Annotated in this window: 13 protein-coding genes; 9 read left to right on the plus strand and 4 right to left on the minus strand. The window is 64.7% G+C overall.

The annotated features are described in order from the left end of the window. Positions 1–27 precede the first annotated feature (27 nt). The 6 genes from AX729_RS36190 to AX729_RS36215 all read left to right on the plus strand — a co-directional run bounded on the left by AX729_RS36190 (position 28) and on the right by AX729_RS36215 (position 6,275). On the plus strand, positions 28–1,221 hold the full coding sequence (locus tag AX729_RS36190) for a M20/M25/M40 family metallo-hydrolase (RefSeq protein WP_061029474.1): 1,194 nt from the start codon (positions 28–30) through the stop codon (positions 1,219–1,221). Between the two features lie 4 nt (positions 1,222–1,225). Further along, positions 1,226–1,672 (plus strand): DUF695 domain-containing protein, encoded by a 447-nt coding sequence (locus tag AX729_RS39265; RefSeq protein ID WP_197433756.1) that lies wholly within the window; start codon positions 1,226–1,228, stop codon positions 1,670–1,672. 302 nt (positions 1,673–1,974) lie between these two features. After that, positions 1,975–2,913: an IS110 family RNA-guided transposase gene (locus AX729_RS36200; RefSeq protein WP_245325513.1), complete on the plus strand. Its 939-nt coding sequence runs from the start codon at positions 1,975–1,977 to the stop codon at positions 2,911–2,913. Between the two features lie 35 nt (positions 2,914–2,948). Next, positions 2,949–4,037, plus strand: a complete 1,089-nt coding sequence (locus AX729_RS36205) for a mandelate racemase/muconate lactonizing enzyme family protein (RefSeq protein ID WP_061029480.1) — start codon at positions 2,949–2,951, stop codon at positions 4,035–4,037. Between the two features lie 269 nt (positions 4,038–4,306). After that, entirely contained in the window at positions 4,307–5,455 is a 1,149-nt protein-coding gene (locus AX729_RS36210; protein ID WP_061029548.1) for an amidohydrolase, read from the plus strand. Positions 5,456–5,552: 97 nt separating this feature from the next. Beyond that, positions 5,553–6,275 (plus strand): DUF72 domain-containing protein, encoded by a 723-nt coding sequence (locus AX729_RS36215; protein WP_061029482.1) that lies wholly within the window; start codon positions 5,553–5,555, stop codon positions 6,273–6,275. Positions 6,276–6,277: 2 nt separating this feature from the next. Here the strand turns inward: AX729_RS36215 and AX729_RS36220 are convergent, their stop codons facing one another. Together AX729_RS36220 and AX729_RS36225 are read right to left on the minus strand one after the other, a co-directional pair. Continuing rightward, on the minus strand, positions 6,278–7,465 hold the full coding sequence (locus AX729_RS36220) for a CaiB/BaiF CoA transferase family protein (protein WP_061029484.1): 1,188 nt from the start codon (positions 7,463–7,465) through the stop codon (positions 6,278–6,280). Positions 7,466–7,752: 287 nt separating this feature from the next. Further along, positions 7,753–7,941: a hypothetical protein gene (locus AX729_RS36225; protein WP_349643779.1), complete on the minus strand. Its 189-nt coding sequence runs from the start codon at positions 7,939–7,941 to the stop codon at positions 7,753–7,755. Positions 7,942–8,153: 212 nt separating this feature from the next. On the opposite strand from AX729_RS36225, the gene AX729_RS36230 reads away from it, so the two are divergent. From AX729_RS36230 to ftsH, 3 genes are all read left to right on the plus strand, one after another. Further along, the gene (locus tag AX729_RS36230) at positions 8,154–8,432 is read left to right on the plus strand and encodes a hypothetical protein (RefSeq protein ID WP_061029488.1); all 279 of its coding nucleotides are present in this window, start codon (positions 8,154–8,156) and stop codon (positions 8,430–8,432) included. 131 nt (positions 8,433–8,563) lie between these two features. After that, a complete protein-coding gene (locus AX729_RS36235; protein ID WP_061029550.1) occupies positions 8,564–8,842 on the plus strand; it encodes a hypothetical protein in 279 nt (92 codons plus the stop codon). Between the two features lie 109 nt (positions 8,843–8,951). After that, the gene (gene ftsH, locus AX729_RS36240) at positions 8,952–10,793 is read left to right on the plus strand and encodes an ATP-dependent zinc metalloprotease FtsH (protein WP_061029554.1); all 1,842 of its coding nucleotides are present in this window, start codon (positions 8,952–8,954) and stop codon (positions 10,791–10,793) included. 199 nt (positions 10,794–10,992) lie between these two features. Here the strand turns inward: ftsH and AX729_RS36245 are convergent, their stop codons facing one another. Together AX729_RS36245 and groL are read right to left on the minus strand one after the other, a co-directional pair. Then, on the minus strand, positions 10,993–11,328 hold the full coding sequence (locus AX729_RS36245; RefSeq protein WP_061029490.1) for a hypothetical protein: 336 nt from the start codon (positions 11,326–11,328) through the stop codon (positions 10,993–10,995). 90 nt (positions 11,329–11,418) lie between these two features. Next, positions 11,419–13,038: a chaperonin GroEL gene (groL, locus tag AX729_RS36250; RefSeq protein WP_061029491.1), complete on the minus strand. Its 1,620-nt coding sequence runs from the start codon at positions 13,036–13,038 to the stop codon at positions 11,419–11,421. Positions 13,039–13,049 lie beyond the last annotated feature (11 nt).

Genomic DNA, 13,049 nt, shown 5'->3' on the forward strand with positions numbered 1-13,049 from the left:
GCGCTCCGCTCGCCAAAGGAATCATTCATGCCCGTCGACACCAAAGCCGCCACCGACCGCCTCATGCGCTTCCTCGCCGTCGAGGGCGTGACCGGACAGGAGGCGGCGATCGGGCGTGAGCTTGCCGCCGCGCTGAAGGAAGCCGGCGTGCCGGCGAAGGCGATCCGGCTCGACGATGCCAATACGCGCATTCCCGTGCCGACAGAGACCGGCAATCTCATCGTCGACCTGCCCGGCCGCGGCGCGCTGCACAACCAGCCGCGGATCATGTTCATGACCCACATGGACACCGTGCCGCTCTGCGCCGGCGCCAAGCCGAAGAAATCCGGCCGCAAGATCGTCAACGAGGCGAAGACCGCGCTCGGCGGCGACAACCGCTGCGGCTGCGGCGTGCTGGTGACGCTGGCCGCCGAGCTCGCCAGACAGAAGCTCGATCATCCGCCGATCACGCTGTTGTTCTGCGTGCGCGAGGAGAGCGGGCTCTACGGCGCGCGCTACGTCAAGCTGGACGAGCTCGGCTCGCCGGTGATGGCGTTCAACTATGACGGCGGCTCGGCCTCCAACGTCGTAATCGGCGCGGTCGGCGCGGACCGCTGGAGCGTCGAGATCTTCGGCCGCGCCTCGCATGCCGGCGTGGCGCCGGAGCGCGGCATCTCCTCGACCATGATTATGGCGCTCGCGCTGGCGGACGTGAAGGCCGGCGGCTGGTTCGGCAAGGTGGTGAAGGGCAAGCAGCAAGGCACCAGCAATGTCGGCCCCGTCACCGGCGGCGAAGGCCGCCCGGCGGGCGATGCCACCAACGTCGTCACCGATTACGTGCATGTGCGCGGCGAAAGCCGCAGCCATGACGGAAAATTCTTCAAGGAGATCACCAAAGCCTACAAGGCGGCGTTCGAGAAGGCGGCAAAGAAGGTCACCAATGCGCAGGGCAAGTCCGGCAAGGTCAAGTTCAAGGCCGAGACCGACTACTATCCGTTCCGCATGAAGGACAGCCAGCCCGTCATCAAGCGCGCGGTCGAGGCAGTATCCGCGGTCGGCGGCACGCCGAACGTCCGCACCGCCAATGGTGGCCTAGATGCCAACTGGATGGTCCGCCACGGCATTCCGACCGTGACCTTCGGCGCCGGCCAGAACGAGGCGCATACGGTCGACGAGTGGATCAATCTCGACGAATACGACCGCGCCTGTGCGCTGGCCGTACAACTCGCGACGATGCGGTGAGCATGTGAGCCAGCCTATCCCGAAAGAGCTGCATACTCTGATCGAGTTTCGTCAACGAGACCTGCCGGGATTTGCAACGGTAAACTCGGCTCTCAAGACTTTCGAAATGAAATCAGCCTTTCCCTGGCATCTCTCCGTGCTGGTCGATTGTGTCCAATTGGTACTCGATCGTCTTCCGTCCCAACAAGAGCAGGATTTGCTCTACGAGTTTGAAGACAAGCTCGACCTGCACGTCAAGGCGGACGGCAACGCCTTGTTCCTCGCTCGCGTTACACACGATGCTCGCCGTGAGATTATCTGGCGTATCCACGATCCGGAGAGAGCGAACGCGATATTGCTTGGCGTCCTGAGCAGGAAAGACTACCCACGCCCATTTGAGCATCGTATCGACGATGATTCCGCGTGGACTAAGGCAGCTTGGTACTTGGACAATCTGCCCGTTGATAGATGATGCAGACTTGGAGCGCGCGCAGAAACCCATCGTTCCCCCGCAAAGACGGAGATGATGGGTTTCGCTTCGCTCTACCCATCCTTGTAATAGCGCAATCAGATATTGTTGGAGCGTTCCGAGAGGAATGGCCTACCGAGGCTGCAACCACGGCAGGCCGCTGGCGATCGGATCGTACCCATCCTGAGCAGTTTGTGGCTGACCCGTAGCGTGATCGCGCCAGCACCTTCATCGGACCCGGATGGTTGCCGGAACAACTTGGTTCGCTTCACAAGGCAGGGTCGACGAAGATGGATAAGACTAGCATGATTGTGGCCGGCATCGATACGGCCAAGGACAAGCTGGACGTTGCGATTTGCGGACAGACCCAGCGTTTGCAGGTCGCAAACTCAATGCGGGGTTGGAAGCAACTTCGCTTGGAGTTGACAAAGGCCGGCGTCGAACGCGTCGGGATCGAGGCGACCGGAGGTTACGAACGTGGTGTGGTCAGGCACCTGCAGGCGGCGGGTTTTGTCGTTCTGGTTCTCCAACCGATCCAGGTGCGGGCCTTTGCGCGCATGCACCGCCAGAAGGCTAAAAATGATGCGCTCGATGCGGCTTTGATCGCGGCATGTGCGACCGCAATCGAACCGCATCAGATGGGAGCAGACCAGCGACTGACGGGGCTTGCCGACAGCCTGACCTTCGTCGAGCAAATCGAGGAGGATATCGCTCGCTTCAAGACCCGGCTCGAGCACATTGCCGAACCGCGCCTGAAACGAATGGTTCTCGCCGACATTGCGCGGCTCAAGGTTCGAAGACTGGCGCAGCTACGCCTCATTGCCAAGCAATTGCGCGATCACCGCGACCTGGCTGTCCGACTTGATCTCGTCATGAGCGTTCCGGGCATTGGCGAACGCACCGCGCTCGCCCTGATTGTCCGGATGCCCGAGCTCGGCCGCATCAGCCGAGAGCAGGCCTCGGCGCTCGCAGGTCTTGCTCCCTTTGATGACGACAGTGGAAAATACAAAGGACAGCGCCATATCGCCGGTGGCCGGGGCCGCCTTCGGCGCTCCCTCTACGCCGCCGCGCTCCCGGCAGCCTTCCGCTGGAATAAGGCCTTGATCAACCTCTACAGCCGCCTCACTGCCGCGGGGAAAGCCCACAACCTCGCTATGGTAGCTTGCGCCAGGAAGCTCCTGATCTATGCCAACACCGTCGTTGCCAGAGGTAAACCCTGGCGCGAAAATGCCGTCCCTACTTAATGGTTGCTACGAAAAAGAAAAAACAGGGAGGCCACATGCCGCGCATCGCCAATATCGAATCCGCCCTCTACCGGATCCCCCTTCCCGTCACGCTGTCCGATTCCACCCATGGCGAGATCACCGCATTCGAGCTGATCACCTGCCGCATCCGTGATGCCGATGGCGCCGAAGGCGTCGGCTACACTTACACTGTCGGCCGTAACGGCGGGGCGACTGCCGATATCCTCAAACGCGAGATCCCGCCGCTGGTCGAAGAGCGCGAGGCCGACGACACCGAAGCGATCTGGCATCATGTCTGGTGGGCGCTGCACTATGGCGGGCGCGGCGGTCCGGCGGTGCTGGCGCTCTCCGCGCTCGACATCGCACTGTGGGATTTGAAGGCGCGGCGCGCCAAGCTGCCGCTGTACCAGTTGCTCGGCGGATTCGATGCGCGCGTGCCTTGCTACGCCGGCGGCATCGACCTCGATCTCTCGGTCGATGCGTTGCTGAAGCAGACCGACGGCAATCTCGCCAAGGGATTTCGCGCCATCAAGATGAAGGTCGGCCGCCCCGACCTGAAATCCGACGTCGCGAAGGTCTCCGCGATGCGACAGCATCTCGGCGACGGCTTTCCGCTGATGGTGGACGCCAACATGAAATGGACGGTCGAGGAGGCCATCCGTGCCGCGCGCGCCTTCGTTCCCTATGACCTCACCTGGCTCGAGGAGCCGATCATCCCAGACGACGTCGCAGGACATGCGCGCATCATGCAGGCCGGCGGCGTGCCGATCGCAGCGGGCGAGAATTTGCGTTCGCTGTGGGAGTTCAAGAACTACATCACCGCCGGCGCGGTGTCCTATCCCGAGCCGGACGTCACCAATTGCGGCGGCGTCAGCGCCTTCATGAAGATCGCCCGGCTGGCGGAAGCGTTCAACCTGCCGGTCACCAGCCACGGCGCGCACGACATCACCGTGCATCTGCTGGCGGCCTGCCCGAACCGGTCGTATCTGGAAGCGCACGGTTTCGGGCTCGATAAGTATATCGAGCATCCGCTGGTGCTGAAGGATGGCTTGGCGCTGGCACCGGACCGGCCTGGGCATGGGATCGGTTTCGACTGGGCGGGGCTGGCGAAGCTGGTGGCTTAGGGAGATGCGACAACAAGGGAAGCTGCGCGCCCTCTCCCGCTTGCGGGAGAGGGTTGGGGAGAGGGTGTCTCCGCAGTGAGACTTCCAATGACGATCCAGCCTCTCCCGGCCTCTCTCGCAAGCGAGAGAGGTGAAGTGGAGCACACGGCACGGTTGGTGCCCAGCGATCGCCGATCTCATTGCTGCACGCGAGCCATTCCAAGGCGCTTGATGCATGCGGCTGACAATCCGCTATGGTGTCGGCACCCGACATTTTGCGAGACACTGCCTTGCCCCCCGAGCTGCACCAGAAACTGACTGCGTGGCGCCGGCACCTTCATGCCCATCCGGAGCTGTCGCTTCAGGAAAGAGCCACCGCCGCCTTCGTGCAGGACAGGCTCACCGAGCTCGGCATTCCCTTCGTCGGGGACATCGGCGGGCACGGAATCGTCGCGACCTTGACGCGCGGGCATGCACGAAGGCGCGTCGGCCTGCGCGCTGACATGGATGCGCTGCCGATCACCGAGGACACCGGCCTGCCCTATGCCTCGAAAACAGCCGGCGTGATGCATGCGTGCGGACATGACGGCCACACCGCCGCACTGCTGGGCGCCGCCGCGCTGCTCGTCGCCGACACCGACTGGAGCGGCACGGTCGATTTCATCTTCCAGCCGGCCGAGGAAGGCTTTGGCGGCTCGCGTGCGATGGTCGCGGCCGGGCTGTTCGACCGCTTTCCGATGGAGCGGGTGTTCGGCTTCCACAACTGGCCGGGCCTGGCAGCCGGCACCATCGCGGTGCACGACGGCGTCGTCATGGCCTCAGGCGGGCGCATCACCATCACCATCGAGGGCCATGCCGGACACGCCGGCATGCCCCATCTGACGCGCGACCCGGTGGTCGCGGCGGGGCACCTGATCGTGGCGCTCCAATCGATCGCATCGCGCAGCGTCGATCCGCTCGACACCGCCGTGCTCTCGCTGTGCACGATCGAAGGCGGCACTGCGCCGAACCAGATCGCCGGTCGCGTGACCATCCGCGGCACGCTGCGCTACCACCGCGAGGCGGTCAAGGACACCATCCTCGACGGCATCGAGCGCACCTGCGCCGGGATTGCGACGAGCTTCGGCGTCAAGGTCACGCCCGAGATCGTCTGGGGTGTGGGCGTCGTGATCAACACGCCGGCCGAAGCCGAGCTCGCGCGCATCGCCGCGGAGAAGGTGCAGGCGCCCGTGCGGCGCGATCTCGCGCCGAGCATGGCCGGCGAGGATTTTGCCCACTACCTGCAACAGCGGCCGGGCGCCTTCGTCTGGATCGGCAATGGCGCGTTGCGCGACGGCGCGGAGCTGCACGGGCCGCGCTACGATTTCAATGATGAGATCCTGCCGGTGGCCTCCGGCTGGATGGCCGAGGTCGCCAAGGCGGCGCTGGCGTCGAACTGACGCAAAGGCGCGCCGACAGCAACATATCGCCCGCATGAACGTTTCCTCCTGCAAAGCGCGGCAACTGCCGCCGCGCCGCTTGGATGGCTCGTGAAACATGGCGCGCGTTCTGATCGGAACCTCCGGCTGGCACTACGCCTCCTGGCGAGGCTCGTTCTTTCCCGAAGGCGTGACGCTGAAGGAGCAGCTGCGTTACTACGCCGGGCAGTTCGACACCACGGAGCTGAACGGGGTGTTCTACCGCACGCCGACGCCGGAGGCGGTGAAAGGCTGGCGCGAGCAGACCGGCCGCGATTTCGTGTTCGCCTGGAAGGCGTCCAAATTCATCACGCACTGGAAGCGCCTGTCGGACCGCTCCGTCAACAGCCTCGAACTGCTGGAGGATCGCATCTCGCGGCTCGGCGGCAAGGCCGGCCCGATCCTGTTCCAGCTGCCGCCGCAATTCGAGGCGAATGCGGACCGGCTTGCATCCTTCTTCAAGCTGCTGTCGCGCAAGCGGCGTTATAGTTTCGAGTTTCGTCATCCGAGCTGGTATCAGCCGCGCATCCTGCGGATGCTGGCCGAGGAGAACATTTCGCTGTGCCTGTCCGACCATCACGATGCGCCGGCGCCGTGGAAGCGCACGGCGGATTTCGTCTATGTGCGCGGACACGGTCCGGGCGGGCGCTATCACGGCCACTACACCAAGGCCACGCTGGGACAATGGGCGAAGCGCATCAAGTCCTGGAAGCGGCAGGGCTCCGACGTCTACGTCTATTTCGACAACGACCAGAAGAGTGCGGCGCCGGCCGACGCGCTGGCGCTGAAGCAGCTGCTGTGACGCTAGACGATTCCATCTCGCCGAAGCGCCGCGATCGCCGCCTCGTCATAGCCGAGCTCGGCCAGAACGAGATCGGTGTGCTCGCCGAGCGTCGGCGGGCGGTTGGCGATTTCGCCCGGCGTTTCCGACAGCCGCACGGCGGCGCGCGCGACCGGCGCCTGCTTCGGCAGGCCCGGATAATCGACGTCCTGCATGAAGCCGGCGGCACGAATATGCGGATGGTCCAGCGCCTGTTGCGGCGAGAGGACGGGGCCGGTCGGGATCATCGCCTGGCCCAGCGCATCGACGGCCTCCTGCGTGGTGCGCTCGGCGCACCAGCGCGCCATCCGCTCGCTGACGATGCGGCCATTGTTGCCGCGGCTGATGTCGTCGGCAAAGCGCGGGTCGTTCAGCCAAAGCTCCTCCTCGCCCATCAGCCTGGCCCAGCGCTTGAACAGCGGGTGGCCCGTGACCTGGCACAGCACCCAGCCGTCCCTGGTGCGGTAGATATCGGCGGGCGCTGATGTCTGGCCGAGATTGCCTGTCGGCACGCGGTTGACGTCGATGACGGCCTGCTCGATCAGCGTCGCATTGGTGAAGGAGAGCGCGGTTGCGAGCAGCGCGCCCTCGACGATCTGCCCGCGTCCGGATTTGCCGCGCTCGATCAGCGCGGCGAGCGTTCCGAACGCGCAGTGCAGCGCGGTGCCGAAATCGACCCAGTTCACCGCGGCCCGGTACGGCGGATCGCCCGCGCCGGTCATGTACACCGAGCCCGACATCACCTGCCCGACGCCGTCGAAGCCGACGCGATCGGACCAGGGCCCCGGTCCGCCGAACGCCGTGGCCGTGGTCAGGATGATGTCCGGCTTGATCGCCTTGAGCGAGTCATAGTCGAGCCTCATCGCCCGCAATGTCTGCGGCGGCAGATTGGCGACCACGACGTCAGCAGTCGCGACCAGGCGGCGCATCACCTCCTGCCCTTCCGCCTTCATCGGATCGAGCGTGATGCACTTCTTGTTGCGATTGACCTGGAGAAACAGCGCGCCCTCGCCGCCTTCGCCCACCGGCGCCACGAAACGATCCTCGCTGCCGTCGCGCTTCTCGACGCGGATGACCTCGGCCCCGAACTCCGCCAGCAGGGTCGCGCAATAGGGCCCGGCGATGTAGCGCCCGAAATCGAGCACGCGCACGCCCTCCAGAACTCCTCCCATCGGCCCTTTCCTCCTGTTTTCTTCAGCTTACAGGGACTGGCCGCCACGGCAAGGCGACGCGGCGCATCATGCCATGCTCTCAAGGACGTGGGTCGGTGAACGGTTTCGTCCGACGGAAATTGTATGATTCGTCGTCCCCAGCCGGGCCGCGATCCCGCCGGCGACGGTCGAAGATGAGCGCAACGCGATGACCGATCGCAATCATGCGCTCGGGCATGACGAGACGGCGAAGGATTCAGCCAGCCGTCGCCCTGCTGGAATCGCCTCCCCGCCGCGGACGTGACGGATCAGGCCGATCGCCGAGACCCGCCTTCGCTCAACATCTTGCCGCTGGCGAGGCTGACGAAGTGCAACGAGGCGCAAGCGGGACATCGGACCGGGACGTGCGTTTCCGCGGCGTCGGACGTCGTGCCGGAAAGCCAGTGCTGCACGTTCATGCCGGTGCGGGGGCATTTGAAGATGATGTTGCGCTCCATGCCGCCCATATGCGCCCGGCCTTGCGGCCGTGAAATGCGGGCGAATACTTACGCAAATGTCCTGAACGTATTCGCGCGGGAATGCCAAGGACTTTCTACCGCCTCAGAGGCATGGACACCTGATCGCCTCCTTTGAGCTGGATCAAGTCATGTCGGCGCCCCAGATTGTAGCGATATGGAGGCATCCGAGTGCGCCAATCAGGAGAACCGATATGGCTGCCGACATTCGCAGCGACGATCTCACTGCAGTCGTGCGCTACGCATTGGAGACCACCCGCGCGACGACTGTCTGCCCTTTCCACAACGACGTGATCGTCCGGATCGGAGACGACGCTGCGGAGAGCCACGCCTTCGAACGCGCCAAGCGAATGGTCAAAAAGGACGGCACGAACTGGGAGAAGGAAGCTCTGAGAGCGGAGCTGGGACGTCAGCTTGGAGCAGCCGCGGACGGCCGCTGTCCCAAATGCGATCCGACGTCTTCAGACGGTTAGGAGCCGGAGACTTGAAGTCCTTCCGCCCCATCCTAAGTCCAATGCTGCCGGACTTGGCGTTCGGCACAATGAAACCCATGCAGAGGAATGAGAATCCCGCGCGTCGCGGGTGCGTCTTCGAGGAAAGTCAAATGAGAAAGCTTGCTCTTGCAATCGCCGCGGCAGCAACGCTCCTCATCGGAACGGTTGCACCGGCTTCGGCCCATTGGCGGGGCCATCATCACTGGGGCGGTCCGGGCATCGGTCCGGCCGTCGCGCTCGGCCTGTTCACGGGAGCGCTGGCCGCCGCCACTGCACCTCCAGTCTACTATGCGCCGGTCTATGGTCCGCCGGCGTATTATTATGGCCCGCGATATTATCGGACCGTTCGCTATTACCCGGCGCCATACCCCTACTGGTACCCCTGGTAAGCTGAGCATAAGGCCCGGCCTGCGACCGGGCCTTATCGCCCGCCCATGACCCCGGCGCGCCGACGCGACCCGGCCGCGCAACACCATCGGATCTGGCTCCCGCATGACCATGAACAAGAATGTCCGCTTCAATCTCGGATATGCCGTCGCCGCAATCTTCGCGGTCTTCCTGATCCAGCATCTGATCTCCACGGCCAACCAGATCGCAGTGATCCCCTACAGTGAATACCAGCAATTGCTGCGTCAGGGGAAAGTCGACACCGTCGGCATCTCCGACCGCACCCTGCAGGGCACGCTGAAGGAGCCGCTGCCCGGCGGCCAGAAGCAATTCGTCACCACGCGTGTCGACCAGGACGTTGCGCAGGAGCTGGAGAAGTACAACGTCCGCTTCACCGGGCAGATCGAGAGCACGTTCCTCCGCGACCTGTTGTCGTGGGTCATGCCCGTGCTCCTGTTCTTCGGTCTCTGGTGGTACATCGGCCGCCGCATGGCGGAAGGCGGTGGCATCGGCGGCGGACTGATGGCCATCGGCAAGAGCAAGGCCAAGGTGTACGTCGAATCCAATACCGGGGTCACCTTTGCCGACGTCGCCGGCGTCGACGAAGCCAAGGACGAGCTGCGCGAGGTGGTCGATTTCCTCAAGAACCCGACCGATTACGGCCGGCTCGGCGGCCGCATGCCGAAAGGCGTGTTGCTGGTCGGCCCGCCCGGCACAGGCAAGACCTTGCTGGCCAAGGCGGTGGCCGGCGAAGCGAGAGTGCCGTTCTTCTCGATTTCGGGATCGGAGTTCGTTGAGATGTTCGTCGGCGTCGGCGCCGCGCGGGTGCGGGACCTGTTCCAGCAGGCCCACGAAAAGGCGCCGGCCATCATCTTCATCGACGAGCTCGATGCGCTTGGCCGCGCCCGCGGCTTCGGCCCCTTCGCCGGCGGGCACGACGAGAAGGAGCAGACGCTCAACCAGCTGCTCGTCGAACTCGACGGCTTCGACTCGCGATCGGGTGTCGTCATCCTCTCCGCCACCAACCGGCCTGAAATCCTCGATCCAGCCCTGCTCCGTGCCGGCCGCTTCGACCGTCAGGTCCTGGTGGACCGCCCCGACAAGAAGGGCCGCATCGATATCCTCAGGGTTCACATGAAGAAAGTGCGCCTGGGAGACGACGTCGACGCAAACGCCGTTGCCGCGCTCACGCCGGGCTTCACGGGCGCGGATCTCGCCAATCTCGTCAACGAAGCGGCACTGCTGGCGACACGCCGTGGCGCCGACGCGGTGAGCATGAGCGACTTCAACAATGCGGTCGAGCGCATGGTCGCCGGCCTCGAAAAGCGCAACCGCCTGCTCAATCCCAAGGAACGCGAGATCGTCGCCTATCACGAGATGGGGCACGCCCTCGTCGCGCTGTCCCTGCCCGGGACCGATCCCGTGCACAAGGTCTCGATCATTCCGCGGGGCGTCGGCGCGCTCGGCTACACCATTCAGCGGCCGATCGAAGATCGCTTCCTGATGACCAAGGAGGAGCTGGAGGACAAAATGGCGGTGCTGCTCGGCGGCCGCGCCGCGGAGCTGATCGTGTTCGGGCACTTGTCGACCGGTGCGGCCGACGACCTGCGCCGGGTGACCGACATCGCCCGCAGCATGGTGACGCGTTACGGCATGTCGGAGAGACTGGGCAGCGTCGCCTATGAGCGCGATCCCGGCAGCTTCCTTGCCGGCCCCGACCGCTCATTTCCGGGCCGCGAGCGCGACTATGCGGAAGACACCGCAGCCGCAGTCGATCGCGAGGTAAAATCCATCATCGACCAAGTGTTCCAGCGTACCCAGGCCATCCTGACCACGCGGCGGCCGATCCTGGACCGCGCGGCAAAGAAGCTCCTGGAGAAGGAGACATTGGAGCAGAGCGATATCGATGCGCTGATCCGGGAAATGCCCAAGGAGGGGCTGCGGGCGATCTGAGCTTCGCAAGTCAGCGCAACGACCTTGCGCAGGCCGTTTCCGTTCTGATCATCCTCCTTTCATCTCAACGTAGCAGCGGCTGCGGAGCCATGCTCCAACGCTGCGAGCTCAATCGAACACCGCGTTCACGAGCAAAGCCGGAGCGGCCCACCAGCCGCTCCGCCTTCTCAGCTCATTGCCTTTTTAGCTCATGGCCTTTTCAGCTCATTGCAGGCTGTGGCTGGTCCCGATCCGGCGGCGTGACGTCGAGCCGGATGCCTGAGGGTCCGAGAACCGGCGACAGCAGCGTATCCACCTTGATACCCGGGCTGCCCCGTTCCCAGCTCGACCACGGCATCGTGTCGAGGTACGGGATCGGCGGCAAGGCGAGCCGTTCGAAGCCATCGGCCGCGCCGCGGCCGGTGCCAGGGCTCTCGGCGCCATAGGCCGCAAAGGGCACGAGAGTGAGGCCGGTGCCGACGGCCAAGGCGGCGAGGTGCCGCAACTTGTTGCGGGTGTTCTCCGCGCGAGCGGAGAAAGTACGATGCTTGATCATCTCATCCTCCTATCGTTCGAAAACAGATCCGATTGACGATGACGGAGCTCATGGAAAACGAGCCCGGCCGCAGGGCCGGGCTCGCTGGTCTCAGAAGTCCATGGCCGGAGCGCTTGCCGCTTCCGTCTTCTTCGGCTTGTCGGCCACCAGCGCCTCGGTCGTGATGAGCAGCGAGGCAACGGAGGCCGCGTCCTGCAAGGCCGTCCGCACCACCTTGGCGGGATCGATCACGCCGGCCTGGACCATGTCCTGGTACTCGCCCGTCGCAGCGTTGAAGCCCCAGCTGTAGGTCGCATTTTCAAGGAGCTTCCCGACGACGACCGAGCCGTCCTCGCCTGCGTTCTGCACGATCTGCCGCGCCGGCACCTGGATCGCGCGACGCACGATGTCGACGCCGGCCTTCTGGTCGGCATTGGCGGTCTTGACGCCGTCGAGCGCTTTGAGTGAGCGCAGCAGGGCGACGCCGCCGCCGGGCAGGATGCCCTCCTCGACCGCGGCACGTGTCGCATGCAGAGCATCGTCGACGCGGTCCTTGCGCTCCTTGACCTCGACCTCGGTCGCGCCGCCGACCCGGATCACCGCGACGCCGCCGGCGAGCTTGGCGAGGCGCTCCTGGAGCTTCTCGCGGTCGTAGTCCGAGGTGGTTTCCTCGATCTGAGTCCTGATCTGCTGGCTTCGCGCCTCGATTTCCTTCCTGGCGCCGGCCCCGTCCACGATCGTGGTGTTCTCCTTGTCGATCACGACCTTCTTGGCGCGGCCCAGCATCTTCACCGAGACGTTCTCGAGCTTGATGCCGAGGTCTTCGGAGATCACCGTGCCGCCGGTGAGGATGGCGATGTCCTCCAGCATCGCCTTGCGGCGGTCGCCGAAGCCCGGCGCCTTCACGGCGGCGACCTTCAGACCACCGCGCAGACGGTTCACGACCAGCGTCGCCAGCGCCTCGCCCTCGACCTCCTCGGCGATGATCAGCAGCGGCTTGCCGGATTGCACGACCTGTTCGAGCAGCGGCAGCATCGTCTGCAGGCCCGACAGCTTCTTCTCGTGGATCAGCACATAGGGATCCTCGAGCTCGACCCTCATCTTCTCCGCGTTGGTGACGAAGTAGGGCGAGACATAGCCGCGGTCGAATTGCATGCCCTCGACCACCTCGAGCTCGGTGTGCAGGCTCTTGGCTTCCTCGACCGTGATCACGCCCTCGTTGCCGACCTTCTGCATGGCGTCGGCCAGGAAGCGGCCGATCTCCGTATCGCCATTGGCGGAGATGGTGCCGACCTGGGCGATCTCGTCGTTCGAGGTGATCTTCCTGGCGTGCGACTTGAGGTCGGCCACGATCGCGTCCACGGCAAGGTCGATGCCGCGCTTGAGGTCCATCGGGTTCATGCCGGCGGCGACCGCCTTGGCACCTTCCTTGACGATGGCCTGCGCCAGCACGGTCGCCGTGGTGGTGCCGTCTCCGGCGAGATCATTGGTCTTCGACGCCACCTCGCGCACCATCTGTGCGCCCATGTTCTCGAACTTGTCTTCCAGTTCGATCTCCTTGGCGACGGTGACGCCGTCCTTGGTGATGCGCGGCGCGCCGAACGATTTCTCGATGACGACGTTGCGTCCCTTGGGACCGAGCGTGACCTTCACCGCATTCGCCAGCGTGTCGACGCCCCGCAGCATGCGCTCGCGGGCCTCGGTCGCAAACTTCACGTCCTTGGCAGCCATGGTGCAAACTC

This window comes from Bradyrhizobium sp. CCH5-F6 (assembly GCF_001556045.1).
Classification (GTDB): domain Bacteria; phylum Pseudomonadota; class Alphaproteobacteria; order Rhizobiales; family Xanthobacteraceae; genus Bradyrhizobium.

Excerpts from the sequence above, each read along its gene's own strand:
- AX729_RS36190 (WP_061029474.1), top strand. The coding sequence starts at position 28 with ATGCCCGTCGACACCAAAGCCGCCACCGACCGCCTCATGCGCTTCCTC.
- AX729_RS36205 (WP_061029480.1), top strand. The coding sequence starts at position 2,949 with ATGCCGCGCATCGCCAATATCGAATCCGCCCTCTACCGGATCCCCCTT.
- groL (WP_061029491.1), bottom strand. The coding sequence starts at position 13,038 with ATGGCTGCCAAGGACGTGAAGTTTGCGACCGAGGCCCGCGAGCGCATG.
- AX729_RS36245 (WP_061029490.1), bottom strand. The coding sequence starts at position 11,328 with ATGATCAAGCATCGTACTTTCTCCGCTCGCGCGGAGAACACCCGCAAC.
- AX729_RS36220 (WP_061029484.1), bottom strand. The coding sequence starts at position 7,465 with ATGGGAGGAGTTCTGGAGGGCGTGCGCGTGCTCGATTTCGGGCGCTAC.
- ftsH (WP_061029554.1), top strand. The coding sequence starts at position 8,952 with ATGAACAAGAATGTCCGCTTCAATCTCGGATATGCCGTCGCCGCAATC.
- AX729_RS36230 (WP_061029488.1), top strand. The coding sequence starts at position 8,154 with ATGGCTGCCGACATTCGCAGCGACGATCTCACTGCAGTCGTGCGCTAC.
- AX729_RS36215 (WP_061029482.1), top strand. The coding sequence starts at position 5,553 with ATGGCGCGCGTTCTGATCGGAACCTCCGGCTGGCACTACGCCTCCTGG.
- AX729_RS36200 (WP_245325513.1), top strand. The coding sequence starts at position 1,975 with ATGATTGTGGCCGGCATCGATACGGCCAAGGACAAGCTGGACGTTGCG.
- AX729_RS36235 (WP_061029550.1), top strand. The coding sequence starts at position 8,564 with ATGAGAAAGCTTGCTCTTGCAATCGCCGCGGCAGCAACGCTCCTCATC.
- AX729_RS36225 (WP_349643779.1), bottom strand. The coding sequence starts at position 7,941 with ATGGAGCGCAACATCATCTTCAAATGCCCCCGCACCGGCATGAACGTG.